The 26,747-nt window shown below is 73.6% G+C and carries 28 protein-coding genes and 1 tRNA gene; 9 read left to right on the plus strand and 20 right to left on the minus strand.

The window, feature by feature from the left end; translation table 11 throughout:
- Nucleotides 1-18 precede the first annotated feature (18 nt).
- A complete protein-coding gene (locus tag CRP29_RS03155; RefSeq protein WP_097193569.1) occupies nt 19-891 on the minus strand; it encodes an endonuclease domain-containing protein in 873 nt (290 codons plus the stop codon).
- Between the two features lie 120 nt (nt 892-1,011).
- Complete coding sequence (rsmI, locus tag CRP29_RS03160; RefSeq protein WP_097193570.1) at nt 1,012-1,851, minus strand: 16S rRNA (cytidine(1402)-2'-O)-methyltransferase; 840 nt, start codon at nt 1,849-1,851, stop codon at nt 1,012-1,014.
- Between the two features lie 53 nt (nt 1,852-1,904).
- On the opposite strand from rsmI, the gene CRP29_RS03165 reads away from it, so the two are divergent.
- Nucleotides 1,905-3,428 carry a dolichyl-phosphate-mannose--protein mannosyltransferase gene (locus tag CRP29_RS03165; protein ID WP_097193571.1) on the plus strand — a complete coding sequence of 508 codons (1,524 nt, stop codon included), beginning with the start codon at nt 1,905-1,907 and terminating at the stop codon, nt 3,426-3,428.
- 84 nt (nt 3,429-3,512) lie between these two features.
- Nucleotides 3,513-4,307, plus strand: a complete 795-nt coding sequence (locus CRP29_RS03170) for an enoyl-CoA hydratase/isomerase family protein (protein ID WP_097193572.1) — start codon at nt 3,513-3,515, stop codon at nt 4,305-4,307.
- A 52-nt stretch (nt 4,308-4,359) separates the two neighbouring features.
- Here CRP29_RS03170 and CRP29_RS03175 read toward each other — a convergent pair.
- The 5 genes from CRP29_RS03175 to galU form a co-directional block, all read right to left on the minus strand.
- A tRNA-Ala gene (locus CRP29_RS03175) sits at nt 4,360-4,433 on the minus strand.
- A 66-nt stretch (nt 4,434-4,499) separates the two neighbouring features.
- On the minus strand, nt 4,500-5,195 hold the full coding sequence (locus tag CRP29_RS03180; RefSeq protein WP_245852363.1) for a hypothetical protein: 696 nt from the start codon (nt 5,193-5,195) through the stop codon (nt 4,500-4,502).
- A 188-nt stretch (nt 5,196-5,383) separates the two neighbouring features.
- The gene (locus tag CRP29_RS03185; RefSeq protein WP_097193574.1) at nt 5,384-6,001 is read right to left on the minus strand and encodes a GNAT family N-acetyltransferase; all 618 of its coding nucleotides are present in this window, start codon (nt 5,999-6,001) and stop codon (nt 5,384-5,386) included.
- Between the two features lies 1 nt (nt 6,002).
- Nucleotides 6,003-7,403 carry a molybdotransferase-like divisome protein Glp gene (glp, locus tag CRP29_RS03190; RefSeq protein ID WP_097194070.1) on the minus strand — a complete coding sequence of 467 codons (1,401 nt, stop codon included), beginning with the start codon at nt 7,401-7,403 and terminating at the stop codon, nt 6,003-6,005.
- 127 nt (nt 7,404-7,530) lie between these two features.
- Nucleotides 7,531-8,463 (minus strand): UTP--glucose-1-phosphate uridylyltransferase GalU, encoded by a 933-nt coding sequence (galU, locus tag CRP29_RS03195; protein ID WP_097193575.1) that lies wholly within the window; start codon nt 8,461-8,463, stop codon nt 7,531-7,533.
- A 26-nt stretch (nt 8,464-8,489) separates the two neighbouring features.
- Between galU and CRP29_RS03200 the strand changes: the two genes are divergently transcribed.
- Both CRP29_RS03200 and CRP29_RS03205 read left to right on the plus strand, forming a co-directional pair.
- Entirely contained in the window at nt 8,490-9,122 is a 633-nt protein-coding gene (locus tag CRP29_RS03200) for a 5-formyltetrahydrofolate cyclo-ligase (RefSeq protein WP_097193576.1), read from the plus strand.
- Nucleotides 9,119-10,672, plus strand: coding sequence for a carboxyl transferase domain-containing protein (locus tag CRP29_RS03205; RefSeq protein WP_097193577.1), 1,554 nt, complete (start codon nt 9,119-9,121; stop codon nt 10,670-10,672). Before CRP29_RS03200 ends, CRP29_RS03205 begins: the two co-directional genes overlap by 4 nt.
- Nucleotides 10,673-10,682: 10 nt before the next feature.
- Here the strand turns inward: CRP29_RS03205 and CRP29_RS03210 are convergent, their stop codons facing one another.
- The 11 genes from CRP29_RS03210 to CRP29_RS03260 all read right to left on the minus strand — a co-directional run bounded on the left by CRP29_RS03210 (nt 10,683) and on the right by CRP29_RS03260 (nt 19,903).
- Nucleotides 10,683-11,174 carry a MarR family winged helix-turn-helix transcriptional regulator gene (locus CRP29_RS03210; protein ID WP_097193578.1) on the minus strand — a complete coding sequence of 164 codons (492 nt, stop codon included), beginning with the start codon at nt 11,172-11,174 and terminating at the stop codon, nt 10,683-10,685.
- A 25-nt stretch (nt 11,175-11,199) separates the two neighbouring features.
- A complete protein-coding gene (gene chrA / locus CRP29_RS03215) occupies nt 11,200-12,585 on the minus strand; it encodes a chromate efflux transporter (RefSeq protein ID WP_097193579.1) in 1,386 nt (461 codons plus the stop codon).
- Between the two features lie 35 nt (nt 12,586-12,620).
- Entirely contained in the window at nt 12,621-13,631 is a 1,011-nt protein-coding gene (locus CRP29_RS03220; protein ID WP_097193580.1) for a cation diffusion facilitator family transporter, read from the minus strand.
- Nucleotide 13,632: 1 nt separating this feature from the next.
- Nucleotides 13,633-14,022, minus strand: coding sequence for an ArsR/SmtB family transcription factor (locus CRP29_RS03225; protein WP_097193581.1), 390 nt, complete (start codon nt 14,020-14,022; stop codon nt 13,633-13,635).
- A gap of 417 nt (nt 14,023-14,439) precedes the next feature.
- On the minus strand, nt 14,440-14,856 hold the full coding sequence (locus CRP29_RS03230) for a hypothetical protein (protein WP_097193582.1): 417 nt from the start codon (nt 14,854-14,856) through the stop codon (nt 14,440-14,442).
- 2 nt (nt 14,857-14,858) lie between these two features.
- A complete protein-coding gene (locus tag CRP29_RS03235; protein ID WP_141437034.1) occupies nt 14,859-15,062 on the minus strand; it encodes a hypothetical protein in 204 nt (67 codons plus the stop codon).
- A 257-nt stretch (nt 15,063-15,319) separates the two neighbouring features.
- The gene (locus CRP29_RS03240; RefSeq protein WP_097193584.1) at nt 15,320-16,222 is read right to left on the minus strand and encodes a hypothetical protein; all 903 of its coding nucleotides are present in this window, start codon (nt 16,220-16,222) and stop codon (nt 15,320-15,322) included.
- Between the two features lie 2 nt (nt 16,223-16,224).
- A complete protein-coding gene (locus tag CRP29_RS03245; protein ID WP_097193585.1) occupies nt 16,225-17,085 on the minus strand; it encodes an ATP-binding protein in 861 nt (286 codons plus the stop codon).
- A 9-nt stretch (nt 17,086-17,094) separates the two neighbouring features.
- The gene (locus CRP29_RS03250; protein ID WP_141437035.1) at nt 17,095-18,918 is read right to left on the minus strand and encodes a DDE-type integrase/transposase/recombinase; all 1,824 of its coding nucleotides are present in this window, start codon (nt 18,916-18,918) and stop codon (nt 17,095-17,097) included.
- Nucleotides 18,915-19,523, minus strand: a complete 609-nt coding sequence (locus CRP29_RS03255) for a hypothetical protein (protein WP_097193587.1) — start codon at nt 19,521-19,523, stop codon at nt 18,915-18,917. The genes CRP29_RS03250 and CRP29_RS03255 overlap by 4 nt, the downstream gene beginning before the upstream one ends.
- Nucleotides 19,520-19,903, minus strand: a complete 384-nt coding sequence (locus CRP29_RS03260) for a hypothetical protein (protein WP_097193588.1) — start codon at nt 19,901-19,903, stop codon at nt 19,520-19,522. Before CRP29_RS03260 ends, CRP29_RS03255 begins: the two co-directional genes overlap by 4 nt.
- A 146-nt stretch (nt 19,904-20,049) precedes the next feature.
- Here CRP29_RS03260 and CRP29_RS03265 point away from each other — a divergent pair, with 146 nt between their 5' ends.
- The 3 genes from CRP29_RS03265 to CRP29_RS03275 all read left to right on the plus strand — a co-directional run bounded on the left by CRP29_RS03265 (nt 20,050) and on the right by CRP29_RS03275 (nt 23,575).
- Nucleotides 20,050-20,484 (plus strand): helix-turn-helix domain-containing protein, encoded by a 435-nt coding sequence (locus CRP29_RS03265; RefSeq protein WP_141437036.1) that lies wholly within the window; start codon nt 20,050-20,052, stop codon nt 20,482-20,484.
- Nucleotides 20,485-20,839: 355 nt separating this feature from the next.
- Nucleotides 20,840-22,087 (plus strand): hypothetical protein, encoded by a 1,248-nt coding sequence (locus CRP29_RS03270; protein ID WP_141437037.1) that lies wholly within the window; start codon nt 20,840-20,842, stop codon nt 22,085-22,087.
- A gap of 300 nt (nt 22,088-22,387) precedes the next feature.
- The gene (locus tag CRP29_RS03275; RefSeq protein ID WP_217991432.1) at nt 22,388-23,575 is read left to right on the plus strand and encodes an SNIPE associated domain-containing protein; all 1,188 of its coding nucleotides are present in this window, start codon (nt 22,388-22,390) and stop codon (nt 23,573-23,575) included.
- Between the two features lie 21 nt (nt 23,576-23,596).
- Here the strand turns inward: CRP29_RS03275 and CRP29_RS03280 are convergent, their stop codons facing one another.
- Nucleotides 23,597-23,824 (minus strand): hypothetical protein, encoded by a 228-nt coding sequence (locus tag CRP29_RS03280; protein WP_097193592.1) that lies wholly within the window; start codon nt 23,822-23,824, stop codon nt 23,597-23,599.
- A gap of 212 nt (nt 23,825-24,036) precedes the next feature.
- Here CRP29_RS03280 and CRP29_RS03285 point away from each other — a divergent pair, with 212 nt between their 5' ends.
- Nucleotides 24,037-24,915, plus strand: coding sequence for a PIN domain-containing protein (locus tag CRP29_RS03285; RefSeq protein ID WP_097193593.1), 879 nt, complete (start codon nt 24,037-24,039; stop codon nt 24,913-24,915).
- Nucleotides 24,916-25,224: 309 nt separating this feature from the next.
- The gene (locus CRP29_RS03290; RefSeq protein WP_097193594.1) at nt 25,225-25,404 is read left to right on the plus strand and encodes a hypothetical protein; all 180 of its coding nucleotides are present in this window, start codon (nt 25,225-25,227) and stop codon (nt 25,402-25,404) included.
- A gap of 89 nt (nt 25,405-25,493) precedes the next feature.
- Here the strand turns inward: CRP29_RS03290 and CRP29_RS03295 are convergent, their stop codons facing one another.
- Nucleotides 25,494-26,726, minus strand: coding sequence for an IS110 family RNA-guided transposase (locus CRP29_RS03295; RefSeq protein WP_097193595.1), 1,233 nt, complete (start codon nt 26,724-26,726; stop codon nt 25,494-25,496).
- Between the last annotated feature and the right edge of the window lie 21 nt (nt 26,727-26,747).

Genomic DNA, 26,747 nt, shown 5'->3' on the forward strand with positions numbered 1-26,747 from the left:
GCGGAGCCGTGACCACGCTCAGCGCGCACCCAGTGCCCGGGCGACCCGGTCGACGAGGGCTCCGGGGCGTCGGAGGTCCTCGGCGGTCACGAACACGACCACCCAGCCCGCCTCCCGCAACCGGTTGAGGCGGCGCCGGTCCTTCGCGAACTGACCGGGCTCCGCATGCCACGACCCGTCGTATTCGAGCGCGACCTTCCGCTCCGGCCAGGCGAAGTCCACCCGCGCCACGAAGAACCCGCCCACCGTGATGGTGTGCTGCGCGACGGAGCGTGGCAGCGAGCTGTCCTCGAGGAGCAGGCGCACGCGGGTCTCCGGCGGGGACTCGGCGAGACCGTCCGCCCGCGCACACGCCGTCCGCGCACGTGCGCACCCCCGGCCCCTGCCGGCGGCCGCGATGGCCCGCACCTCCGCGAGGTCGGTCGCTCCCGTCGCGATCATCCGGTCGACGGCGACCACTGCCTCGACGGGCGGCAGCATGCTCGCGAGGCGCACCGCGGTGGCGCCGGCCGTGGTGACGGGCAGTCCGAGCCGGCGCCACCGGTGCTGGTCCGGCACGACCGCCCGACGGACGACCAGGCCCGGGACACGGCGCTGATGAGTGCCTGGAGGCACGGTGACCTCGACGTCGTCCTCCGCAGCCGCGAGGTCGACGCCCCACACCGCTGCGGCGCTCCTCCCCGTGACGACGGATGCTGGCAGGAGCAGGGTCGCCGCCCGCACGCGCACGAGGTGGGTGACGGGGACGTCGCGATGGAGGTAGACGTCCGGGTAGAGACGCCGCCACGCCCGTCCGCGGAGCTGGTTCGCGGTCAGCGTCCCGGCGCGGACGGCCTCCGTCCCGCGGAAGGCGTGCCGCTCCAACGCGGCGGGGACGAGTGGCGGACGCACGGGGTCACGCTGCCCGACGGAGCGTGGCGACCCGGGGCGCTGTCCACAGGGCTCGACGAGTGCGCGGTCATGGTGGTCCTGGCGCGGGTCGGACCACGTCTCGTGCGCACTCGCGCCGGGTCAGGAGCCCTTGGCGGCGACGACGGCGTCGTAGACGACCCGGCGCGGCATGCCGGTGCGCTCGACGACGGCGCGGATCGCGTCCTTGCGGGTCGCGCCGGACGCCTCCTCGGCAGCCACCTCCGCGGCGAGCTCGGCCGGCGTGAGCTGCACCGCCCGCTCGGGAGCGCCACCCACCACCAGCGTGATCTCGCCCTTGACCCCCTCGGCGGCCCACGCGGCGAGCTCGGCCAGGGAGCCGCGGCGGATCTCCTCGTAGGTCTTGGTCAGCTCGCGGCACACCGCGGCGGCGCGGTCGTCCCCGAGGACGGCGGCGGCGTCGGTCAGGGCGTCGGCGAGGCGGTGCGGCGACTCGAAGAACACCATCGTGCGCTGCTCGTCGGCCAGCGCCGCGAACCGCGACCGCCGCTCCCCCGCCTTGCGCGGCAGGAACCCCTCGAAGCAGAACCGGTCGACCGGCAGTCCGGAGACCGCCAGCGCCGTGGTCACCGCGGAGGGGCCCGGCACCGAGGTGACGAGGATCCCGGCGTCGATGGCAGCGCGCACCAGCGTGTAGCCGGGGTCGGACACCGAGGGCATGCCGGCGTCGGTGAGCAGCAGCACGGTCGCGCCGTCGACCAGGGCGCTCAGCAGGCCCGGCAGCCGCTGCTGCTCCACCGACTCGTGGAACGTGACCACGCGGCCGGTGAAGGTGACCCCGAGGTCGGAGGCGAGCCGGTGGAGGCGGCGGGTGTCCTCGACGGCGAGGACGTCGGCGGTCTCCATCACCGCACGCAGCCGCGGGCCGACGTCGCCGGGCTGTCCCAGGGGCGCTCCACCCAGCACCAGCCGTCCAGTCACCGATGCAGCCTGTCACGGCGGGCAGGGGAGCCGGTCCACCTACCCTGACCCGCATGGCGGTGACGGCACCCGAGCGGGCGGAGCAGGAGCCGGCCCCGCCTCCTCCGGCCCCCGCCGGCCGGCCGACGGCGCCCCGCCCGCGACGCGACCGCACCCCTCCCCTGCCCCGCGACACGAGGCTGTCCTGGCTGCTCACCGCCGTGCTCGGGGCGCTGACGCTGACCAGCCGGCTCGTGGGCATCAGCTATCCCGGCCAGCTGATCTTCGACGAGGCCTACTACCCGCCGGAGGCCGCGGAACTGCTCCGCTGGGGCCACGAGTACAACCGCGGCTACACCTTCATCGTCCATCCGCCGCTCGGGAAATGGCTGATCGCGACGGGCGAGGCGCTCTTCGGCAACGACTCGTTCGGCTGGCGGTTCCCGGGCGCGGTGGCGGGCACGATCGCCGTCGTCGTCCTCGTCCGGCTGACGCGGCGGCTGACCGGCTCGACGCTCCTCGGGCTGGTCGCCGGACTGCTGCTGGCGCTGGACGGCTTCTCCTTCGTCCTGTCGCGCACCGGACTGCTCGACGTCTTCCTGCAGACCTTCGTGGTCGCGGCCGTGGCCTGCCTGGTGGTCGACCGCGACCGGGTGCGGGCCCGCATCCGCGACGCCGGGGACCGGGCCACCGACGGCTTCCGGCTGGGCCCCCGCGGCTGGCGGATCGCGGCCGGCTTCCTCTTCGGCTGCGCCTGCGCGGTGAAGTGGAGCGGCGTCTGGTTCCTGGCGTTCTTCGCCGTCGCGTCGCTGCTCTGGGATCGCGCGTCCTGGCGGGACGCCGGCGCTGCGCGGCCCACGCGTGCGGCCGCCCGGTACGGCCTGCCCGGGGCGCTGTGGGCGCTGGCCGCGGTGCCGGTGCTCACCTACCTGGCCAGCTTCACGGGGTGGTTCCTCGGCGAGACCTCGCAGGGCAAGGCGTGGGCGCAGCAGAACCCCGACACCGCGTTCCCGTTCGTCCCGGACGCGCTGCGCTCGCTGTGGCACCAGCACGCCGAGTGGCTCCGCTTCCACGGCGGCCTGTCGACGCCGCACCCGTGGGAGTCGGGCCCCTGGTCGTGGGTGGTGAACGGTCGCCCGATCCTGCTGTGGAACCCGCAGGGGCTGACCGACGACGCCGGCGAGCCGGTGGTGCGCTACATCCTGATGGTCGGCACCCCGACGCTGTGGTTCCTCTTCGTCCCGGCGATGGTCTGGCTCGTCTGGCGCTGGGCGGCCCGGCGCGACCCGGCTGCCGGGATCGTCGGCACGGCGATCGCCGCGGGCTGGCTGACCTGGCTGGTCAACACCGACCGGACGATGTTCATCTTCTACCTGGCGCCGGTCGTGCCCTTCCTCGTCCTGGGGGTGACCCTGCTGCTCCAGGACGTGCTCGGCCCGCGCGCGCGGGGGCCCCGGCGCACCGTCGGGCTGGCGGTCGTCTGCCTGTACGTGGCCTTCGTGGCGGTCACGTTCGTCTTCTTCCTGCCGGTCCTCACCGGGGAGCCGCTCAGCAACGCGGAGTGGCTGCGGCGGATGTGGTTCCCGTCGTGGTTCTGAGCCCCGCTCGTCGCGCCCGCTCCTGAGACACCGGCCGCCGCGCCCGCCTACGGTGACGGTGGCCACCCCCGGGAGAGGACGACGATGACCGACGCGCCCGACCGCCCCACCGTGCTGACCGCTGCCGACGGCGACGTCTGGCGGATCACCCTGGACCGGCCGGAGACGGGCAACCCCGTCACGCCCGCACTCGCCGCCGACCTGGCGGCCGCCCTCGCCGCCCGGCCGGAACAGTCGCGGGTGGTGCTGCTGCTGGCCAACGGCCCGCGGTTCTGCGTGGGCGGCGACATCGGCTCCTTCGCCGGAGCGAGCAACCCCGGCGACTTCGTCGGCCGGCTCGCCTCCGACTGGCACCAGGTCATCCGCGCGCTGCTCTCCTGCCCCGTGCCGGTCGTCGCGGGTGTCCAGGGTGCCGTCGCCGGGGCCGGCGTCGGGCTCATCGGCGCCTGCGACCTCGTCGTCTGCGCGCGGACGACGAAGATCCGGCCCGCCTACGGGGCCATCGGCTTCACCCCGGACGGCGGGACGTCGTGGGCGCTGAGCCGCGCACTCGGCGCGCCCCGCGCCCTGGACCTGCTGCTCAGCAACGGCTCGCTCACCGCCGCCGAAGCGCACCTGACCGGGCTGGTGGCCCGCCTCGTCGAGGACGAGGACCTGCAAGCGACCGCGGAGCAGCTGGCGACCCGGATCGCGGCCGGCCCGATCCGCACCATGGTCCGCACCCGGGCGCTGGTGCGGCAGGCGGCCACCCGCACCCTCGAGGAGCAGCTGGACGACGAGGCGCAACTGATCGCCGAGTCCGCCTCCGACCCGGAGGGACGCGAGGGGGTGCGGGCGTTCGTCGAGAAGCGCGCGCCCGACTTCCGGAACGCCCGCTGAACGCACGAACGCCGCCGGGCTGATGCCCGACGGCGTTCATGGCGTACTGGGGTGGAGCTGAGGGGAGTTGAACCCCTGACCCCCTCGATGCGAACGAGGTGCGCTACCGGACTGCGCCACAGCCCCCTACGAGTGGCCAGCTTACCGTCCTGCCCCTCCGGCGCCACCACCGGGGGCGGCGCCGGCGAGCCGTCAGGCGTTCGCCACGCGGCGCGGCTGGTACTCGTCGATGTCGGCGAAACCGAGGTCGTCGTCGTCGAGCCCGACGACGGCGCTGTTCTGCCAGCCGGCCGGAGCGGGCGTGCGGGCGGCGACCACGCGGCCGCGGAACTGGGCGACCGGCGCGAGCGGGACGCTGGGGTGCGGCAGGCTCGGCAGGGCCTCCCCGGCGACGGTCTCGTGCACCTCGGGTGCGGTGCGCGGAGCGGGCGCGGCGACCGGCGCGGGCTGCGCGGTGGTGCGCATCGCCGCACGGGCGGCGGTCCGGGCTGCCCGGCGGGCGGCGAGCCGCTCGCGGCGGGCGACCTTGCGCAGCACCAGCACGTACCCGACGACCGCGAGGTCGAGGACCAGCTGCGCGATCCACAGCCAGGGGCTGTAGACCACGGCGCCGACCAGGCCGACGAGAGCGAGCGCGACCAGACCGCCGAGGGTGCGACGGCGCAGCGCGTGCACGTCGACCTTCAGCTCACCGGTGGTGAGCAGCGCCTCGCGGTCGATCGACACCCGCTCGGTCTCCGCGTGGACGACGTTGTTCGCCGTCCGGCGCCGCTGCAGCGTCCGCCCGGAGTCGGCACGCTCGGTCCGGCCGTCCTGTGCGTCGCCGCGGGTCACCACCATGGGCACCAGCACGACGAACCAGAGGACGACCAGAGCTGCCAGCAGCACGCCTGATCCCATTTCGAACACCACCTGTCACATGAGTCACTCGCGAGGGCGAGGTTATGCAGACGGGTCCTCCGAACGAGGGAGGCGCGCGGCGTGTCGCCGATGAGTCGTGTGACTGGTGTGACCAGCGGTCGGCGTGTCGACACCGGAGAGCCGGTGACCTCTCCGGCCCCGTGCTAACGGACCGGTCATCGACCCGCGTGCTCGCGCCAGCGCGCGAGCGCGCCACCGGGCAGGTCCTCGGCGAGCAGCGCGTACGCCAGGTGGTCCCGCCACTCCCCGTCGATGTCGAGGTAGCGGCGCAGCAGGCCCTCCCGCGTGAAGCCGAGGCGCTCGACCAGCCGCTGGCTGGGCCCGTTCTCCGGGCGGATGTCGGCCTGCAGCCGGTGCAGCCCCATCTCCGTGAAGGCGTGGTCGCAGACGAGCGCGACGGCGAGCGAGGCCATGCCGCGCCCGGCCACCTCGCGGTCGACCCAGTAGCCGAGCCAGCCCGAGCGCAGCGCGCCGCGCACGACGTTGTCGACGGTGACCTGGCCGGCCAGCCGGCCCTCGACCCGGACGGCGAAGGGCACGCTGATGCCGGCCCGCGCCCGCCGCGCCAGCGCCCGCCGCATCACGCGGTAGGCGGCCGGGCTGTGCCGCACCGCCCAGGGCTGGGTCGACGTGGGTTCCCAGGGTCGCAGCCAGTCCTCGTTCGCCGACCGCAGCCGGCTCCATTCCCCCGCGTCCCTGCGGCGCAGCGGGTGCAGCTCGACGGGGCCCCAGCCCAGCCGCGCGGGCCAGCCGGGGTGCGGGACGGGCTCCAGCTCAGCCGCCGAGCAGCAGGGGCATGACCGTGACCAGCCCGCCGGCGGCGACGTCGGTGACGTCCTCGTCGACCACGATGAGGCAGTTGGCCCGCGCCATCCGCGCCAGGAGCGCGTCGGTGCCGTCGCCCACCGGTTCGACGACGTAGCCGCCGTCGGGGTGGCGCATGACCGTGCCGTGCAGGTACTGGCGGTAGCCCAGCGGTGAGGCCAGGGCCTGGCCCGCGACCGCCTGCACCGTGCGGCGGAACAGCTGGCGCTTGCCCAGCATGAGCCGGATCGCGGGACGCACGAAGACCTCGAAGGCGACCAGCGCGGCCACCGGCTCGCCCGGGACGCAGATGACCGGCACCCGGTCCCGGCCCAGCCGACCGAAGCCCTGCACCGGCCCGGGGTGCATCGTCACCTGACGGAACTGCATCTCCCCGAGCTCGGCGAGCACCTCCTGCACCATGTCCAGCCCGCCGGGGGCGAAGGTGCCGGCGATGAGCACGAGGTCGCTGCGCAGCAGCTGGCTCTCGAGCACCTCGGTCAGCCGGCGGCGGTCGGTCGGCAGGATGCCGGAGCGGTAGGCCTCGGCCCCGGCGTCGCGGGCGGCCGCGGCGAGGGCGTAGCTGTTGACGTCGACGACCTGCCCCGGGGCCGGCGTCGTGCCGACGTCCACGAGCTCGGTGCCGGCGCAGAGGACGGCGATCCGCGGCCGCGGGCGGACCAGCACGCGCTCCCGGCCGACGGCGGCCAGCAGGCTGATCTGCGCGGGGCCGATCGGCGTCCCCACCTGGACGGCGGGATCGCCGGGCGCGACGTCGTCCCCGGTCCGGCGCACGTAGCCGCCGGCCGGCGGGCCGGCCAGCACCTCGACGCGGACCCGGCCCTGGTCGGTCCACACCCCGGGGACGACGACGTCGGCGCCCACGGGCAGCATCGCGCCGGCCGACACCCGGAAGGCCAGCCCGGGGCCGATGGAGGCCGGGGTGCCCGCACCGGCGACGCTCTCCCCCACGACGGCCAGGGGCACCGGAGCGGACAGCCGCGCACCGGCGACGTCCTCGGCGCGGACGGCGTAGCCGTCGAGCGCGGCCTGGTCGAAGGCGGGCAGCGCGCGCTGGCTGACGACCTCCTCGGCGCAGAGCAGGCCCTGGGCGTCGAGGACGGCGAGCTCGATGGGGTCGGGCTGCGGAACGCTGGCGAGGATCTCGTCGAGGTGCCGCTCCACGGTGCAGATCACCGACAGCGGCACGGACTCGGCGGGAGGGAGCGGGATCGGGCCCTCGACGACGGACCGCGGGGTCGGCAGCGGGGGGACGTCGCCGGTGGCCGGCGGGCGTACCGGACCGTCGACGAACTGGGTGTCCCGGTACCCCCGGTCCACCCCGCCGTTGCCGTCTTCGCTGCCGATCATGCCCACACCACCACCGTTCCGCCGTGCCGTCCGCCGTTCGGCGGCACCGGCCCGCGCGGCGCCGCGGGCCCCGATCGGGGGCCGGCGCGGTACCCCGCCGCCCGATGGTGCCCCCTGTCGGGCCCGGTCAGGCCGGCGACGCGCCCTCGGCGGGCAGCTCGCTGACGAACTCGTGCAGCCAGGTGCGCAGCGCGGGGCCGAGATCGTCGCGCTCGGCGGCCAGCCGGATGACCGCCTTGAGGTAGTCCAGCTTGTCGCCGGTGTCGTAGCGGCGGCCGCTGAAGACGACGCCGTGGACGGGCTCCCCGCGCGCCACGAGGGTGGCCAGCGCGTCGGTCAGCTGGATCTCCCCGCCGCGGCCGGGCTCGGTCTCGCGCAGCACGTCGAAGATCTGCGGGCTCAGCACGTAGCGGCCGATGATCGCCAGGCTGCTGGGGGCTTCGTCGACCGGTGGCTTCTCGACCAGGCCGGTGACGGTCACGACCTCGTCGCCGTCCAGTGCCGGCTGCCCGCCCGGCTCGACGGCGACCGCGCCGTACTTGTCGATGTTCTCCATGCCGACGTCGAGCAGCGCGATGACCGAGCCGCCGTGCTCGGCCTGCACGGCGAGCATCTGCTCGAGCAGGTGGTCGCGGGCGTCGATGAGGTCGTCGCCGAGCAGGACGGCGAACGGCTCGTCCCCGACGAACGCCGCGGCCTGCAGGACGGCGTGCCCCAGGCCCTTGGCCTCGCCCTGCCGGACGAAGTGCACCTGGGCGATGTCGGTGGAGGAGCGGACGGCGTCGAGGCGGGCCGCGTCGCCCTTCTTCTCCAGCGCCGTCTCCAGCTCGGGGGTGCTGTCGAAGAAGTCCTCGATGGCGCCCTTGTTCCGGCCGGTCACCATGAGCACCTCGGGCAGGCCGGCCCGGGCCGCCTCCTCGACGATGTACTGCAGCGCCGGCCGGTCGACCACCGGCAGCAGTTCCTTGGGCACGGCCTTGGTCGCCGGCAGGAAGCGTGTGCCCATCCCCGCGACGGGGATGACGGCCTTGCGTGCAGGTCGGGCGCCCGAGGTCGACATCCCGGCAGCCTAGCTAGCCTCCCGGCATGGCCCCCGGTGGAGATCTGGTCGGTGGAGATCCGGTCGCCGCGAAGGCGGCGCTCCGCGCCCGACACCTGGCGGCGCGCCTCGCCCGTCCGCCGGCCGCCCGGGCGGAAGCGGCCGCCGCGGTCGCCGCGGCGCTCCTCGGGGGGCTCGGCGGGGCCGGCACCGTGGCCGCGCACGTGCCGGACGAGACCGAGCCCGGGCACGGCCGGCTCCCGGCGGCGCTCGCCGGGTCGGGCGCGCGCGTCCTGCTGCCCGTGGTGCCGGCGCAGGGCCGGGAACTGGCGTGGGCGGTCGCCGACGGCCGGCTGGTGCCCGGGCGGTTCGGCCTGCTCGAGCCGGCCGGCCCGCGGCTGGGGCCGGAGACGATCGGGACGGCCGAGGTCGTCGTCGTCCCGGCCCTGGCGGTGTCCCGCGACGGGGTGCGGCTCGGCCGGGGCGGGGGCTACTACGACCGGGCACTGGCCCACGCCCGCCCGGACGCCGTCGTCGTGGCGGTGGTGTTCGACGACGAACTGCTCGACGCGGTGCCCGGGGAGGCGCACGACCACCGGGTGACCGCGGTCGTCACGCCGTCCGGCGGCTGGGAGATCATCGGCACCCCGCACCTCCCCCATGGAATGGAGCTCCCGTGACCGCCGCCCCCGACCGGCCCTCGCGGCTGGACGCCCGCGCGCTGCGCGACCTGGTGCTCGATCCGGGGTCGTGGCGGTCCTGGGACTCGCCGATCCCGCCCCGCGAGGTGAGCGAGGAGTACGCCCGCGACCTGGCCCGCGCCGCGGAGAGGACCCGGCAGGACGAGTCGATCATCACCGGCGAGGGGCTGCTCCGCGGGCGGCGCGTCGCCGTCGTCGCCGGGGAGTTCGGCTTCCTGGCGGGTTCGATCGGCGTGGCGGCCGCCGACCGGCTGATCGCCGCGGTCGAGCGGGCGACCGACGAGGGGCTGCCGCTGCTGGCCGCGCCGGTGTCCGGCGGCACCCGCATGCAGGAGGGCACCGTCGCCTTCCTCCAGATGATCGGCATCACCGCGGCGATCGCCCGCCACAAGCAGGCCGGGCTCCCCTACCTGGTCTACCTGCGCAACCCCACCTTCGGCGGCGTGCTCGCGTCGTGGGGCTCGCTCGGGCACGTGACCATCGCCGAGCCCGCGGCCTCGATCGGCTTCCTCGGCCCGCGGGTGTTCGAGGCGCTGTACGGCGAGCCGTTCCCCGAGGGCGTGCAGACCGCCGAGAACATGGCCGAGCACGGCCTCATCGACGCCGTCGTCCCCCACGACGAGATCGCCGAGGTGGCCGACCGGGCGCTGCGGGTGCTGGCCGCCCGGCAGACGTGGCACGTCGACGTCGCCTCGGCCGACCGGCCCACGGCCGAGGACGGGACCGACGCCGACGGGGCGGGCGGGTCCGATGACGGAGACGGGCGCTCGGCGTGGGACGTCGTGACCGCCTCCCGGCGCGAGGACCGCCCCGGCGTGCGACGGCTGCTGCGCACCGCGGCCACCGACGTCGTCGGGCTGTCCGGCACCGGGGCCGGCGAGAAGGACCCCGGCCTGCTGCTGGCGCTGGCCCGGTTCGGCGGGGCGCCCTGCGTCGTGCTGGGCCAGGACCGGCGCGGCCAGTCGTTGGCGGCGCCGCTGGGCCCGGCCGCGCTGCGCGAGGCGCGGCGCGGCATGCACCTGGCCCAGGAGCTGCGGCTGCCGCTGGTGACGCTCATCGACACCCCGGGCGCGGCGCTGTCCCGCGAGGCCGAGGAGGGCGGGCTGGCCGGGGAGATCGCCCGGTGCCTGCAGGACCTGGTGATGCTGCAGGCACCGACGCTGGCGGTGCTGCTCGGTCAGGGCACCGGCGGGGGCGCGCTGGCGCTGGTGCCGGCCGACCGGGTGCTCGCCGCGGCCAACGGCTGGCTCGGGCCGCTGCCACCCGAGGGCGCCTCGGCGATCGTGCACCGCGACACCGACCACGCCGGCGAGATGGCCGCGGCGCAGGGCGTGCGGGCCACCGACCTGTGGCGGGCGGGGATCGTCGACCGCGTCGTCCCCGAGCGGCCCGACGCCGCCGACGAACCGACCGACTTCTGCCTGCGCCTGGGCCGGGTGCTGGGCGAGGAACTGGCCGGTCTGCTCGGCCGCGACGACACCGAGCGCTTCCGCACGCGACTGCACCGGTACCGCCACCTCGGCCGCTGAGGGCCGGGCCTCAGGTCGGCTGGTCGCCCTCCTGCAGGCGCTGGCTGTGGTCGGGGTCCAGCCGGTCGAGGACCGCCTGGAGCGCGTCGCCGAGCACACGGGTCTGCTCCGCGGTCAGCGGCTCGAACAGCGCCTCGCGGACGGCGTCGACGTGACCGGGCGCCAGCGTCCGGACGACGTCCCAGCCCGCGTCGGTGAGGACGGCGAGGTTGCCGCGACCGTCCTCGCTGGCGCGTTCGCGGCGCACCCAGCCCCGGTCCTCGAGCCGGGTGACGGTGTGGGAGAGCCGGCTCTGCGACTGGTTGGACCGGCGCGCCAGGTCGCTCATCCGCCGGCTGCGGCCGGGCGCCTCGGAGAGCATCGCCAGCACCACGTAGGCGGCGTGGCTGAGGCCGGCGTCGCGCTGCAGCTGGGCGTCCAGCGCGCGGGGCAGCAGCTCGGAGACCGACAGCCAGGCGCGCCAGGTCCGCTGCTGGTCCTCGTCCAGCCACCGCTGCGCCACGGCGCGACCGTACTGCGCACCCGCGTCAGGCCAGCGGCAACCCGGCCAGGCCGGCGGCGAGGCCGAGCAGCGCGCAGACGCCGAGGGTGCGCAGCACCGACCACCTCAGCCGGAACAGCAGCACCGCCGCGACGAGGGCGATGGCCAGGGGCACGAGCCGCAGGGTGCCGAGGTCGGGCAGCTCGAGCGCCAGAGGCCCGTCGTCCAGGGCCACGGTCCGGTCGAACAGCGTGTGGACGGCGAAGTAGACGCCGAGGTTGGCGATCACCCCGACGATCGCGGCGGTGATGCCGGTGAGCGCCGCCGACAGCGACCGGTTGCCGCGCAGCCGCTCCATGTACGGGGCGCCGAGCAGCACGAACAGGAAGCTCGGCACGAACGTGACCCAGGTGACCAGCAGCGAGGCCAGCACCGCGGCCACCCAGGGGTCGAGGTCGCCGGGGTCGCGGTAGGCACCGAGGAACGCGACGAACTGGACCACCATGATCAGCGGACCGGGCGTGGTCTCGGCCAGCGCCAGCCCCCGGACCATCTCGCGCGGGGCCAGCCAGCCGTAGACCTCGACCGCCTGCTGCGCGACGTAGGCCAGCACCGCGTAGGCGCCGCCGAAGGTGACCACGGCCGCGCCGGAGAAGAAGAGCCCCTGCTCGGTGAAGACGCTCCCGCCCCCGGTCAGCAGCGCGACCGCCGTCAGGGGGACTCCCCAGACCAGCAGCCCGACGAGGAGCACCCGCAGGCTGCGACGGGCAGACGGCGCCTCGTGGTGCAGGACGTCGTCGGAGATCACCGGCGCCGGGCCGGCGTCCGGCCCGTCGGCGGCCGTCGGGCCCGGCAGCGCGGAGGGTCGCCAGCGTCCCAGGGCCCAGCCGGCGAGGCCGGCCACGCCGACGACGAGCGGGAAGGGCACCCCGAACACGGCGAGCGCGACGAAGGACGCGACCGCCAGCGCGACGAGCGCGCGGCTGTCGAGCGCCTTCTTCCCGACCCGGATCACGGCCTGCGCGACGATGGCGAGCACCGCCGCCGCGAGCCCCGTGAACACGGCGGTGACGCCGGTCGTGGTGCCGAACTGCACGTAGACGGCCGACAGTGCCAGGAGCGCGACGACGCCGGGGAGGACGAAGAGCCCGCCGGCGACCAGTCCGCCGCGGGTGCCGTGCAGCAGCCAGCCGATGTAGGTGGCCAGTTGCTGGGCCTCGGGGCCCGGCAGCAGGGTGCAGTAGTTCAGCGCGTGCAGGAAACGGCGCTGCCCGATCCACCGCTTCTCCTCGACGAGCGCGCGCTGCATCACCGCGATCTGGCCGGCCGGGCCGCCGAAGGTCTGCAGCGAGATGAGGAACCAGGTGCGCACGGCTGCGCCGAACGGCACGCCGTCCCGCTGGTCCGCGGCCGGCGGGGGCGGGGTTGGCACGCCGAGATGCAACCACGGTGCATCTCCACGTCCGATCAGGAACGCACGACCTCGTGCCGGGTGGCCGGATAGGCGTGGACCACCACGGTGCGCAGCCGCGGGACGTCGTGGACGAGCCGGTGCTCCGCGTCGTGGGCCAGGTCGTGCGCCGCGGAGATGCTGAGGCCACCGTCGATGTCCAGGTCTGCCTCGGCGTGCAGTGCGTGGCCGATCCAGCGCATCCGGACCGCACCGACCCCGACGACCCCCGGCGTGCCCGCGAGGGACCGCTCGGCGAGCTCCACCAGGTCGGGATCGACGGCGTCCATCAGGCGGCGCCAGACGTCCCGGACGGCGGTGCGGAGGACGAGCACGATCGCCACGGTGATGGCCAGCCCGACGATCGGGTCGGCCAGTGGGAAACCGGCCGCCACACCGGCGGCGCCGGCCAGCACGGCCAGGGACGTGAGCCCGTCGGTGCGGGCGTGCAGGCCGTCGGCGACCAGAGCCGCCGAGCCGATCTGCCGGCCGACGCGGATGCGGTAGACCGCGACCAGCTCGTTGCCGAGGAAGCCGACGAACCCGGCCAGCGCCACCCAGCCCAGGTGCTGGACCGGAGCCGGGTCGATCAGGCGGCGGACCGCCTCGACACCGGCGACCACGGCCGAGAGCGCGATCATCGCGACGATGAAGAGCCCGGCGAGGTCCTCCGCCCGCCCGTAGCCGTAGGTGTAGCGGCGGTCGGCCGCGCGCCGGCCGACGACGAAGGCGATCCAGAGCGGGACCGCCGTGAGCGCGTCGGAGAAGTTGTGCACCGTGTCGGCGAGGAGGGCGACCGACCCGCTCACCAGCACGACCAGCAACTGCAGGACGGCGGTGACGGCCAGCGCGACCAGGCTGATCTTCACCGCCCGGATGCCCTGCGCGGAGGACTCCAGGGCCGGGTCGACCGAGTCGGCCGCATCGTGGCTGTGCGGGTGGACCAGACCGGTGAGCCACCCCCGCAGTCCGTGCTCGTGCTCGTGCTCGTGCTGCTGCTGGTGGTCGTGGTCGTGGTCGTGGCTCATGTCAGGCCCGCTCCTCGTTCCCGTGCAGGCGGACGAGTTCGGCGTCGGCCAGGTGGTGCCCCGGCACCCCGGGCCCGGAGTGCTCGGCGTTGTGGACCGCGTCGGTGACCAGCTGGGCGACGTGCTGGTTCTCCAGCCGGTAGAACACCGTGGTCCCCTCGCGACGGGTGGCGACGAGGCGGGAGATGCGCAGCTTGGCCAGGTGCTGGGAGACGGCCGCCGGCAGCTTGCCGACCTCGGCGGCCAGCTCGTTCACCGATGACTCCCGGCCGATGAGCGCCCACAGGATCCGGATCCGGGTGCCGTCGGCGAGCATGCGGAACACCTCGACGGCGAGATCGACCTGGTCGTCCGGCAGGGACCGGCGACAAGCCTGGTTATCTGCGCTCATACGCAGATAGTGCACCGCGGTGCTCCCCCAGGGAAGACCGGTGCGTGGAGTGCGGGCCGAGCCGACCGGCTCCGGCGGGCCGGACCCGCCGGCCGGGAGGTGACGTTCGCCCGCAGTCGTTGTCGGCGAGCGTCACGTTTGCGCACCTGATGAGCTTCGCCGCAATCTCCGTGAGCGCCGGTCTGCGCCCGCGAGTGTGGAATTGCGGCTGCCCGTGCGTGAGATTGCGGCCGCGAGGAGCGGATGTGGCCGGTTATGGGGTGTCACGTCCATAACACCGTCCGGTTGCCCGGTGGTCGGCACAAGGTCGTGGCTCGAGGCAGTCAACGGCCCGTCCGCAGCGCCACGGGCGGCCGCTACGGCCTCCCACCCACCGCCGCACGGAGCGGCCTGGAGGTCGAGGCGTGCCCGGCTGCGCTACTGGAGCGGGCTGGTGGTGCCGCTGGTGGTGCCGTTCGGCGGGTAGCGCCTCAGCTTGCCGTGCTCGTCGAGGGCGACCGTGGTCACGCCGCGCGCGGCGAGGACCTCTCCGAAGCGGATGGTGCGGGCCGCTTCGGAGATAGACGCGTCCAGCGGGTCCGTCGCGATGAGGTGGGCACGAGCAGCAGCGCGCAGGTACAGGTCCGGGGTGCCGGGTGCGATGTGGAGGTGGACCCTGCGCGTGGCTCCGTACCCGACGATGTCGATGACCTGGGCGAACACCGGCTCTTCTTCGTTGCCGGTGATCACGATGGCTCCGGGAACGATGACGCTCGGATCGTGAGCCTCGTCGAGGAGCGTCCAGACGTAGCCGCGCTCGTCGCCCTGCTGCACATCACAGCGGATGTCCACCATCGTCAGGACCTCCTGCCACGGTCAGCGCTCGACCGCTGGGGCGAGGCCGTGAGTTCGGCAGCGTGGCGGGCCTGCCTGTCGGCGGACACCCGCGCCCGCTTTGCGGCCGAATCCATCTCACTGGCGGTGATCTCCCCGTGCGCGGCTTCGTACTCAGCCAGGAACGCATCCAGCGCCGCGAGGCGCTCGCCTTCGGTTCGGTTCACGTCGGGCACGCTACGGCTGGACACGGACATCTCGAACGGCCGATGACGTCCCTGACCGCTATCAGCAACGGTTGGCCTCGGTGTCACAGAGGCGACTGCAGTGATGTGTTGTCGTTGCGACCGGGTGAGGCGTGGCCGGTGGATGACCGCAAGCCGCCCGCATCCGGTAAGGCTCAACTGGCCAGGGCGCTTCGACGGAGCTGACCACCAGCGTCGTCCTCGCTGCCGTGCCGTCGAGTGCGGCGCGTCGGCCGGCGTCAGTACCAGGCCAGAGCCGACGGGCTGGCGACCGAGCCGTCGAAGCTGAGCAGCTGGTCACCAGGGCGCTGGCCGATGACGCCTGCGTGCAGTCGCTGGCGGACAAGAGCCCGGCGCAGGGGTGCCGGGACGGAGATGGTGCGGTCGCGCAGGTGCAGCTCGGCGCCGTCGGTGGTCAGCTCGCGCACCCGCAGGCAGCGCAGGAAGCGCTCGTCGTTCAGGCCGACGGCGTGCAGGGCGGTGATGGCCGGCTGCACCGTGGCGCGGGTGTAGACGTCCTCGACGGCCCGGCGGTGCGCTCCGCTGAGGCCGGCGAGGACCTCCACGACGGTGCGCCGTGCGGTGTCGCTGCTGGTGCGGCCGCTGAGCACCGGCTTGCGCAGCCGGGCGGCGTTCTTGCTGGCAGGCGGCCTGGCCCACCACTGCCGAGAGGCCTCGGCGAGGGAGAGCCAAGGGTCGCAGTGCTCCCGCAGAAGGTCGGCGAGCTCCGGCGAGGGCGTCTCCCCGAGGACCAGCCACAGTTGGTGGTCGGCGACCGCGGCGATGGCGATGAGGTCCTCGACGCCGTCGACGCCAAGCCAGCCGGCGTCCATGACCACCAGCGTGTCGGTGGAGTCGGTGAGCAGGAACGGCACCAGCTGGGTCAGGTCCGCCGACTGTGTGCGGCGGATGACCGCCTGGGTCCCGACCCGCCCGAGGCCGTCGAGGATGTCGGCGGCCAGGTCGGCCAGTCGGGGCCGGCGGGCGCCGTAGCGGACCCGTACTGGCAGGTAGTTGGGGTGGTCGGCGAGCTTGGTGGTGAGGTCGCCGAAGGTCGACGGGTCGCGCTCGAGATCGGGGGCGACGACCACCACCGGCGGCTGATGGGCCGGGAGCGGGCCGGCCGGGTGCAGGTTGGTCATGGTTATGCAGCGAACGCCGGCGGGTCGTTGTCGATGGCCGTGATGGCTGCGATGAGGTCCTCGCGGGTGAACGGGCCGGCGCCCGGGTGCAGGTCGAGCAGCCACTCCAGCAGCAGCGTCCACTGCCGGAGCAGCCCGTGGGCGTGCACCCGGTTGGCCTCGATGAGCAGCCGCGCCGGCGTGGTGGCCAGCCGCGGGTGCAGCCCGGCCAGGGTGGGTAGCAGCTGCGAGCGGCGGGCGAGGTCGGCGGCCCGGCCCGCGGGGGCGGTCATCACCTGGTGAGGTGTGAGCAGCGGCTCGAGGCACTTGGTGAACCCCCGCCAGGTGTGCAGCATCGGCTCGCGGGCGATGTTGGCCCGCACGCCGGTGCCGAACAGAGCCACTGCGAACTGGGCGCCGGGTGCCTCGAGCAGGGTGCGCAGGTTGCGCAGTACCTCCAGTGGCGCGTTCTGTGCCTCGTCGATGAACAGCAGCATCGGCTCCTCAGCCAGCAGCTCCCCTAGGGCGTTCTCGTGCTCGCGCTGGCTGAGGTTGCGCACCGGTCGGCCGGCGACCGCGCTGTGCGCCCGTTCCATGAACTGCCGGCCGTGCCCGGACCGGTTCGTCGGCACGGTGAACACGGCGGTGCGGATGGGGCTGGCTGCTGCCAGCACGGCCAGCGCGGTGGACTTCCCGCACCCGGGCTGTCCGTCGACGACGACCAGCCGCCGGTTGCGCAGCGCCACTGGCGCGCCGGCGAGCAGTTCGACCAGCTCGGGCGTGAAGACGATGTCGGCCCCGTCGGGCAGGAACTCTGTGGCGTGCGCGGGCAGGTCACCGCGGGTGGTCACCGGGTGGAACGGCGGCAGGTGCAGGCGGGGCATCACGGTCTCCTACGGGGCGTCAGCGGCGGTCTGGGGTGCCGCGGCGCGCTGGTGCGCTTCCGCGGCGGCGAGGCGGGCGGCGAAGGAAACGCCCGACGCGCTGCTCTGCGGCGCGATGCTGAGCGACGGCGACGACTCGGCCTGGCCGACGGCCTCCTCGGGCGCGTCGGGGGCGGCGTTGGCGGGGACGGCGTGCCGCCCCACGGCCGGTGCCTCGTGGCGGTCGTCCGCCGCGGCGCCACCCTCGGCGGCGCAGTCGGCGCCCAGCTCGTCGGCGTCGTCGGCGGGCGTGAGCTCGTCGGCCGGGGTCGGCCGAGCCGGGGTGGCGCCGTGCTCGATGCGGTGGCGGCGCGCGGCCTCGGCGAGGATGGTCTCCACCGTCTCCCGCTGCCGGGCGCGCGTGCGCATGATGGCGCCCTCGGTGGCGCCGGACATGTCGCTCGTGCGCTCAAGCGTGGCGACGTAGGCGCCGGTGGTCGGGTCGAAGATTTCCAGGTGCCTGTCGTCGCCGACCCACGTGCCGAGCGCGAAGACGGTGCCGTTGCGCACGCCGACCAGCGCCGGGCCGGAGTAGGTGAGGCCGCCGCCGGGCACGGTGATGCCGTTCCGCTGCTTGGTCGCGGTCTTGCCGGTCGGCAGGCTCAGGGCGGCGAGCTCGCGGTTGCTGGCGCGCTCGACGGTGTCGCCGGCGTCGATGCGCTCGCACCAGCTGGCGAAGGGCGTCAGCCCGCCGACAGCGGGGTTGGCCCGCTCGAAGTTGTAGGACAGCGCCCAGCGGTCCAGCCGCGCGGCCAGCTCGTCGAAGGACATGGTGGCCTCGGCGAAGCGCAGCTTGCCCGAGCGGGTGCGCGGGCCCTCGTTGGAGGCCGGCAGCCCCTGCAGCGCCTCGCGGCGGATGACCTGGTGCATTCGCTCGTGCGCGCCGTTCTCCCAGGAGGAGTAGGAGTTGGTCGGGTCGACCTCGATGCCCAGGGTCATCAGCAGGGTGCGCAGCTCCTCGGTGAGGAACAGCGCCTCCCGGTCGCAGCGCAGGGCCCGCGGCAGGCCGCCGCAGAACACCCCGTCGCGGGTCCAGCCGCGGATGGCCTCGCCGAGCAGCGCCAGCACGGTGGCCGCGGTCGGCCCGGACGCCGGGTCGCCCTCGACGTCGAAGTCGTCGCGCGGGGTGCGGTGGAACAGCCCCCACGCCAGCAGCAGGCCCCGGGAGCGCTCGCGCACCGACACCCACACCGGCACGGCGGTGGTGCCGTCGGCCAGTGTGGTGCGCACCCGGGGGAAGAACAGGTCGATGGTGAACTGGTCCATCAGCGGGTTCTCCCGGCGGTCGAGGTACACCCACTGCTGCGGCAGGACCCGCTGGCCCAGGCGCAGGCCGTTGAGCTCGTTGGCACTGAGCTCCTTGAGCACCGCGTCGCGGTAGGTGGTGCGGTGGCACGGCGGGATGAGGCCCTGCGCGATGGCCAGCATGTGCGCGTTGGTGAGGTCGCGGCCGACGTGGCACAGCAGCACCTCGTCGCTGATGTCGAGCTTCGAAGTGCGCGCGGTGCGCGGGTCGGGCAGTGGCTCGCCGCCGGCGGCGGCGTTGCGCAGCGCGGCAGCGAGCAGCCCCTCCAGCGTCCGCTTGGACGCGCCGGTGCGGGCGCTGATGGCGGCGTAGGCCGCCGCGTCGAGCCGGCCGGCGACCTTGAGCGCGACCAGCTCGCGGGTCGTGCGGACCCGCTGCTCGTCTGACAGCCGGACGTAGCCGCGCTTGGGTGCGGCGGTGTGCCGGGCGCGGTGCAGCGGGATGACCTTCGCGCCGGAGTCCCGCCGCCGGGTCGTTGTGGTGCTCATCGGGCCGACCTCGGGCTGCTGCAGGCGGCGCACTGGCCGAGCAGGTGCCAGTCGGTGGCGGTGCGGTAGTGGCGGCTGGCCCGCGGGACGCGGAAGGCCAGCAGTCGCACCCCGGCGAAGGAGGGCAGCTGCCCGCCGAGGGCCAGGTGTGCGGCGACCGCGGCGCGGGCGAACCCGTCCACGCCGACCGAGCGGGCGGTGTTGGGCTGGGTCAGCTGGTCGATGACCACACCGGCCGGAGTCGCGTACAGCAGCCGCAGGTCCAGCGGGTGCACGCCGTCGATGGCGCCGGGCACTCCGGCGAGCAGCGCCCGCTGCACGGCGGCAACCGGGCGGGACAGGCCCAGCGACGGGATGTCGCGCAGCACGCTGACGCGGGTGCGGTCGGCGAAGGTGCGCAGATAGGTGTTCGCGTGACTGGCGGCGTACACGCCCAGGCGCCGGTCCAGCCGGCGGACGTCGCAGACCGCGGCGTGCTCGGCTGCGGCCGCGATGAGCTCCATCGCCGTGCTCCGCGGGCCGGCGGACGGGTGGTGCTCGATGACGTCGGCGGCAGCCGCGGCGGCGACCAGCAACGCGGCGACCTGCGTCGGCGAGGGGCTCACTGGGCCACCGTCCGGACCCCGGCCGGGTGCGTGCAGCACCGGGTGACGACCGGCCAGCGGGCGGGGTGCACTCGAGCGGGGCAGCTGGCGCACCGGCTCACCCTTCCCGTCGCCGCGGGCGTGCCGGTGAGGTGCGTGAGCAACGCCGCCGCGAGGACGCGCTGCTCCTCACGGGTGTCGATGCCGGCCCGGCCGGCCGCGCGGACGCACACCTCGGCGAGTTCGTCGCCGTCCTCGGCGGTGTCGAGTCCGGTGCGCAGCCGGTGCAGCACGTCGGTCGTCGCGGCAGGCAGTAGGTGGTGCGCCGCGGCGTGGGTGTGAGAGCGGAGCTGTCGGTAGAGGCTGCTGCAGCCGGTCGGCAGGAGGTTGTAGGGAGCCATGCGGCGGCACGGTGCGCAGCCAGCAGGCGGCGCAGTCGCGCTGCAGTGCCTCGGTGCACACATGTGCCGCAGTAGTGGCAAGTGTGCTCTCGTAACGCCTTGCGTGCAGTAGCAGTGGCCAGGTTGCGGTTCCTAGCGTCGCCGTTGTGCCGGATGTGCCCCCACGGAGCTACCCGGTCACCGGAGACCCGTTCGGCGCCAAGCCGCCGAAGGCGCATGGTCCGGCCGACCAGCCCTGGGGACGCAAGACCTTCGACAAGCAGACCATCCCCGACGAGCGGGTCCGCTTTGCGCTGGTCTGGCTTCAGGACCTGACCAACGCGATCGGCCGCGTGCAGGAGCTCGAGCAGATGCCGCCTGACGAACTCGCCCGGCGGGCCGGCGTGAGCTTGGCCAACTTGCAGGCGGTGCTGCGCGGCGACCACGCACCCAGCTGGGAGACCTTCACCGCCCTGCTGGCTGTCCTGGAGATGGATCTGCACATCGACGACCGGGCCGACCTCCGACCCCGGGTGCAGGAGGAACCCGGTCGTGAACCGTGGTGGCGGGGCAAGCGCCGTCGCCGTCGTCCAGCCGGCTGAGCACTGCCGACCACGAACCTCGCTGGTGCCGGCCATCGGGCCGCCTCCCGTTCTCCCCCCTGTTCGAACGCTTGTTCGAAGCGTGCCACGTGCGTTCCAAGATCAGCAAGTCATGCCGTCAGCTGTAGCTGTTGCATGAGCGGGCCGCCGGGCACCCGGGGCCCGACGGGAGGAAGCGCTACGCCGGTGGCGAGGGTGGGTTCGCTGGTGGACACGGCACACCGTGCGCTGGGCCTTGCGGCCCAGGACGGTCTCGGTCGTCGCCTACGCTCCCGGGGAATCAGGGATCGGCTCTGTCCGCGCCAGCTCGGCGCCGGTGACGCGGGGCCGCAACGGGGACTTGTGGAGGTACTCCATGGCACGCAGGCGCGGCTTCTTCGCCGAGATCTCACATCAGGCGGCAGTGGCTGAGAAGAACCGGCAGCGCGCCCAGGCCGCCGCGACCAAGGAGCAGGCTCGGCGCCAGCGCGAGGCGGAACGCCTCCAGCAGCAGCTCGAGCGGGCCCGCACCCGGCAGTTCATCATGACGGAGAAGGAAGAGAAGCAGCTTCACATCGCCGCCCGCGAGGCCGAGGTGGAGCGCCTCAACGGCGAGCTGGCGATGCAGCTGGCCGACATCGACAACGTGCTGACCGCGACCCTCGAGGTGGACGACTACGTCGACCTCGAGGATCTCCGCAAGAAGGCCAAGCACCCCCGATTCGAGTCTCGCCACAGCTCGCCGATCCCGGCCCCTGCACCGATCGAGACGCCACCGGAGCCGGTGTACGTCGAGCCGGACGCGCCCCGCGGCGTCGGCGCGGTGTTCGGCGGCAAGAAGAAGCACGCCGAGGCCGTGGCCGCTGCCCAGGCTGCCTTCGCGCAGGCGCACCAGCAGTGGCAACAGGCCGCGGCCGCCGTGCCGATGCAGCAGCTGTCGCAGTTGGCCGAGCACAAGCAGGCCGAGGACGCCCGACAGGCGAACCTTGCGACCGACCGCGCCCGGTACGACGCTGAGTGCGCCGAGCGGCAGCGGGAGGTCGATGAGTCGAACGCCGAGCTCGACGAGCTGATTCGGGACCTCGACGCCGGCACTCCGGAGGCGATCGAGGAGTACCTGAGCATCGTGTTCGGGAACTCCGTCTACCCGGCCGACTGGCCGTGGCCCCCGGAGTACACCTACGACGCAGAGACCAAGGAGCTGGAGATCCAGCTGCACTTCCCGGCTCCGGAGACCCTGCCCACGATCCGGCAGTACAAGTACGTCCGGGCGAAGGACGAGATCACCAGCACCGAGCAGACGCAGAAGGAGCAGCGCGAGCGGTACGCCGCACTGGTGAGCAACATGACGCTGCGGACGCTGCACGAGGTGTGGGAGTCCGATCGCCGCCAGAAGGTCGACAGCATCTCGTTGATCGGCTCGGTGAGCCACGTCGACCCGGCCACCGGGAAGGACACCGTCACGCCGCTGGTCGCAGCCGCTGTCGACCGGCTCACGTTCGAGGACATCGACCTGTCACGTGTCGCACCGGGCGAAACGCTGCGACACCTGGGCGCTGTCGTGTCGAAGAACGCCCACGCGATCACCCCGATCAAGCTCGCCCCCGGCGTCCGCGCCCACTGACCGACCAACGAGGTCCACGAGATGCACGGATTCCGGTTCAACACCCCTCCTGGCTGGCCCGCGCCGCCGCCGGGATGGACCCCACCCACCGGTTGGGTACCCGACCCCAGCTGGCCGGCCGCGCCGGCGGGATGGGCGTTCTGGGTACCGGACGAGACCCCCGCGCCCACCTCCGCAGCTGCTCCTGCGCCGGCCGCGGAGCCGATGGAGGCGCCGCCGGGTACCGAAGCGATCGCGGAGCCGGCGCCCATTCCGATCGCACGCCACGCGGCCCCGCAAGAGCCGGAGACTGCGCCCTCCGTGGGCGCCGACGCCGCGGCACCGGTGTCGACTGAGAGCTCGCGCGTTCGCGAGCTCGAGGCGGAAGTCGAGGCGCTGCGTCGCCAGCTGGCCGAAGCGAACAGCCGCCCCAACGCGACGCGACCGGTCGGCGACGACTTCGTCGAGCTCGACGACGCGCGGCTGTTGCAGCAGGTGGGCATCTACCACTACCACCACCCGCTGGAGAACACGGAGCTCTACCGCGAGCGCCTCGCCGAACTGCGGGAGCAGGTGAAGGAGATGGTCAAGGCCGGCAACGCGATCGAGGCCTCAGACAAGTTCTCGTACAACAACTCCCTCGCCCTCGGCCGCCGCATGACGGCCGACTTCAGCAAGCTGATGCTGCGGGCGTACAACGCCGAGGCCGACAACTGCGTGCGCTCACTGCGCGCCGGCGCTCTACCCGCAGCGACCAAGCGCCTGGAGACGGCCGCCGGCACGATCGCTCGGCTGGGCAAGATGATGGAGATGCGGGTCTCCCCGGACTACCACGCTGTCCGGATCACTGAACTGGAACTGACCGCGGACTACCTGTTCAAGCAGCAGGAGGAACGTGAAGCCGCCCGAGAAGAGCGCGAGCGGTTGCGCGAAGAGCGCAAGGCCGAGCAGGAGCTCGCGCAGCAGCGAGAGAAGCTCGACAAGGAGCGCGCGCACTACGCCAACACCCTTGCTGCACTGCGCGCCCAGGGCGCGGACGCCGACCTCGCCGACGTAGAAGCTCGACTGGCCGAGCTCGACGCGGCGATCGAGCTCAACGACTTCCGGGCGGCCAACATCCGTGCCGGTTACGTGTACGTCATCAGCAATGTCGGTGCCTTCGGTGACCGGGTCGTGAAGATTGGGATGACCCGACGACTCGAGCCCATGGACCGCATCCGCGAACTGGGCGACGCGTCCGTGCCATTCCCGTTCGACGTGCACGCCCTCTACTTCTCCGATGACGCTGTCACGCTGGAGAACGAGCTGCACAAGGCGTTCGGCGAGCGCCGCCTGAACCGCGTCAACGAGCGGCGCGAGTTCTTCTTCGCGACTCCGGAACAGGTCCGCGCGGTCCTCGCCGAGAAGGTTGGGAACCTGCTCGAGTACGCCGCCACACCCGACGCGGAGCAGTACTACCAGAGCCTGTCCAGCTGGCCGGCCGACGCCCGGACGAGCGCGAAGCCGTAGCGCCGCCAGCGTCTGCGGCGGCTACCAGCCCCATTCGCCGCGTCGTGGAGCGCCCGGGGCGCGCTGGTCGAGCCAGAAGGCCAGGAAGCGCCGGGTGGCGGTCAGCGCACGCTGTGGGTCCCGCTGCGCGACCTGGGCGGCGGACTCACCGCCTAGCAGGTCGGTCGGCCGGTCGACGAACTCCACCGCGTCCTCTGCGGGCACTCCGCACTGCACGAGCAGCTCGATGAGGCTCCCGGCACCGGACACGTGGTCACGGTGTCACGGTTCCTCGCAGTCAGGAAGATCCACGTCGCCACGCAGCGAGTGGCCAATGCACGGCGCACGCGACGACCTACCGAGGTGGCGGCGCGGTGAGGACGCGGCCCGCCACTCAGCGCGCCGCGACCGGCCGCGGCCGCTGCCCGGCCGGCGGGGTGTCGGCGCCGGGTCGACGCACCCGGTGGTCGAGGATCCGGAGCATGCCGAGGTCCAGAACCGCACCGGTGGCCTACGCCGACGCGCTGGTCGGTGAGCTCGCCGACATCGAGGCGGCCTACCTGGCAGTGCTGCAGGCGTCGGCGATCGAGCGCTACGCCCCCGTGCCCGGCGTCTTCGGCCTGCCGCCCTGGGGGTGGGCGGACAGCGATGCCGCCCTCGAGGCGGCGCGGATGGTTCTGCTGGCACAGGTGCGCGACCTGCGGCCGCGGTTCGAGCTGCTGTTCCGGCATCCGACCCCGGAGGTGGAGCACCGCCACACCGAGGCCTTCGAGCTGCTGGAGGGCTGGCTGGTGCGCGCCGGCGGGGACATCAACGCCCCGGGCAGCATCGACTCGGCGACCGGGCGGCTGCGCGCGGCGGTGCAGACCCTGCGGGACGCCCGTCGGCTGCTGCCCGACGACGACCTGGCGGTGCGGGTGGTCGCCGACACCAACGCCCTCATCGACTGCCCGGACCTCACCGTGTACGCCGAGCAGCTCGGGCCGCGGTACCGGGTGCATCTGCTGCCGGTGGTGCTCGGGGAGCTTGACGACCTCAAGCGGTCGGGTCGCACACCCGAGCTCCGAGACGCCGCGCGCACCGCCGTGCGCCGGCTCAAGGGGCTGCGCGACGCCGGCGACGTGCGCGCCGGGGTCCGGGTCGCCGGGGACATCTCTGCGGTGTTCGAGCACATCGAGCCGCGCGACGAGCAGCTGCCCAGCTGGCTGGACCTCACCGTGCCCGACGACCGCCTCGTCGCCGCCGCACTGCTGCTGCAGAGCGCCCACCCGGGCTCGACGGTGTTCGTGGCTACCGGCGACTTGAACCTGCAGACGAAGCTGGCCGCGGTACGGCTGCCGTTCGTCGAGCCGCCGGACTGAGCTTCACCGCCGCGGGGGACGCGCGCCGACGAGTCGCGCGCCTAGCGTCGCCGACATGGCGTACCCGAGCCGGCCCGTGCTGCCCGCGCGACCGGAGTTCGGTGTCCCTAGGTGGGCCGCTCAGAGACAAACACTGGGGGTCGCTCTGAGGGCGGCCTATGGGACACCGAGCTGGCGAGCTGGCCTCTCTGCGTTGACCCAGGCTGAGGGACGCCCTCGTCACCCGGTCGAGTGCTCCGCCTGCGTACCTAGCACTCGACTTCTACCGTTCCGGAGGTCGCGACCCGTCGCTCATTAGATCGGAGCCCGATGCCCTGGAGCTTCAAGCCCAAGCCCGAGAACGTCATGGTCAAGCCGGAGGTCCAAGCGCGTGTAGTCGAGCTCGCCCGCCAGAACAAGGCACGCGGCGTGCGTCTGCTGCGTGAAGAGACTGGACTGCCCCTCACTTTCGCCGCAGTGCTCGTCAACACCTGGCTTGAGGAGAAGTAGGGCGCCCCGCCGGGGGCGCTCGGCGGCACATCCCCCCAATGTCAACTGTCCCTGAGTGGGCCGCTTAGACATCCCACGGCTGTAAGTCGTCAAGCGGCGATGGAAGCCTCCATGTTCTCGGCGGGCCAGGCGGTGGTCTCGTCGTAGCGGCGGTGGTGGTGCAGGCAGCCGTGCAGGATGCCGACGAGCCTGTTGGCAAGGGCGCGCAGGGCTTGGTGGTGGGTGGCGCCGCGGGCGCGCTGGCGGTCGTAGTAGGCGCGGGCGCCCGGTGAGCTGGTAAGCGCGCTGAATGACTGGCAGTAGAGGGCGTCGGCGAGGCGGCGGTTGCGGGCATAGCGGGCCAGCACGATGCGTCGGGTGCCTGAGGCGCGGGTGATTGGCGCCATGCCGGAGTAGTTCTTCCGTGCCTTGGAGTCGGTGTAGCGCGTCGGGTCGTCTCCGAACTCGGCGAGCACCCGGGCGCCCAGAACCGGCCCCAGTCCGGGCTGGCTCAGGTAGATCTCAGCGTCCGGGTGCTGACCAAAACCCGCCTCCACCTGCGCCCTGAGCCCCTCGATCTGGGTCGCCATCTCGGCGATCACCGCGACAAGCGAACGCACTGCGGTGGCGTAGGCGCCCACCACGCCGGGATGGGCAGCCAGCTGCGGGGCGCGCAGAGTGGCCTGGATCCGTTCGGCGGTGGGCTCGAGGTTGCGTTGTCTCCCGGCCCGCCGCAGCGCGGCGGCGATCTTGCTCTGGGAGAGCCGTCGGCCGGCTTCTGGAGAGGGGGCGATGGCCAAGATCGCCAGCGCGTCCCGGCCGTCGAGCTCTTCGCCGAAGGCGGCCAGCGCGGCGGGGTAGAACTCGCGCAGCATGGAGCGCAGCGCGTTGGTCTGCCGCTGCCGGGACCAGATCAGCGACTGATGGGCACGGGCCAGCACCTTGACGTGTTCGGCGGTTGCGGAGTCACCGGCCACCGGGCGGTGATGGGCCCGGTCTAGTCGCACCAGTTCGGCCAGCACGTGCGCGTCGCCGGGGTCGCTCTTGGCACCGGAGGTGCCGTGTCGTTCCCGGTAGCGGGCCGCCTGCAACGGATTAACCGCATAGACGATGTAGCCGGCCGCGATCAGCGCGCCGACCCACGGACCGCGATCGGTCTCGATCCCGATCGCTACCTGGTCAGCGTCGTCGTCCTCGGTCAAGTGGTCGGCGATCAGGCTGTGCAACGTCGCTAACCCTTCGACGCCCTCAGGCAGTCGCCGCCGGGCAAGGCGCCGGCCCTCGGCATCGACGATCTCGATGTCGTGATGGGCCTCGGCCCAGTCATCTCCGATAAACAACACTGCGCTACGGCCTCCTCCGGA

This window comes from Blastococcus aggregatus (assembly GCF_900221005.1).
Lineage (GTDB): Bacteria > Actinomycetota > Actinomycetes > Mycobacteriales > Geodermatophilaceae > Blastococcus > Blastococcus aggregatus.

Coding starts and splice junctions, on each gene's coding strand:
- CRP29_RS03165 (WP_097193571.1), top strand. CDS start 1,905: ATGGCGGTGACGGCACCCGAGCGGGCGGAGCAGGAGCCGGCCCCGCCT.
- CRP29_RS03170 (WP_097193572.1), top strand. CDS start 3,513: ATGACCGACGCGCCCGACCGCCCCACCGTGCTGACCGCTGCCGACGGC.
- glp (WP_097194070.1), bottom strand. CDS start 7,403: ATGATCGGCAGCGAAGACGGCAACGGCGGGGTGGACCGGGGGTACCGG.
- galU (WP_097193575.1), bottom strand. CDS start 8,463: ATGTCGACCTCGGGCGCCCGACCTGCACGCAAGGCCGTCATCCCCGTC.
- CRP29_RS03200 (WP_097193576.1), top strand. CDS start 8,490: ATGGCCCCCGGTGGAGATCTGGTCGGTGGAGATCCGGTCGCCGCGAAG.
- CRP29_RS03220 (WP_097193580.1), bottom strand. CDS start 13,631: ATGAGCCACGACCACGACCACGACCACCAGCAGCAGCACGAGCACGAG.
- CRP29_RS03225 (WP_097193581.1), bottom strand. CDS start 14,022: ATGAGCGCAGATAACCAGGCTTGTCGCCGGTCCCTGCCGGACGACCAG.
- CRP29_RS03230 (WP_097193582.1), bottom strand. CDS start 14,856: ATGGTGGACATCCGCTGTGATGTGCAGCAGGGCGACGAGCGCGGCTAC.
- CRP29_RS03240 (WP_097193584.1), bottom strand. CDS start 16,222: ATGACCAACCTGCACCCGGCCGGCCCGCTCCCGGCCCATCAGCCGCCG.
- CRP29_RS03245 (WP_097193585.1), bottom strand. CDS start 17,085: ATGCCCCGCCTGCACCTGCCGCCGTTCCACCCGGTGACCACCCGCGGT.
- CRP29_RS03250 (WP_141437035.1), bottom strand. CDS start 18,918: ATGAGCACCACAACGACCCGGCGGCGGGACTCCGGCGCGAAGGTCATC.
- CRP29_RS03260 (WP_097193588.1), bottom strand. CDS start 19,903: ATGGCTCCCTACAACCTCCTGCCGACCGGCTGCAGCAGCCTCTACCGA.
- CRP29_RS03270 (WP_141437037.1), top strand. CDS start 20,840: ATGGCACGCAGGCGCGGCTTCTTCGCCGAGATCTCACATCAGGCGGCA.
- CRP29_RS03285 (WP_097193593.1), top strand. CDS start 24,037: ATGCCGAGGTCCAGAACCGCACCGGTGGCCTACGCCGACGCGCTGGTC.
- CRP29_RS03290 (WP_097193594.1), top strand. CDS start 25,225: ATGCCCTGGAGCTTCAAGCCCAAGCCCGAGAACGTCATGGTCAAGCCG.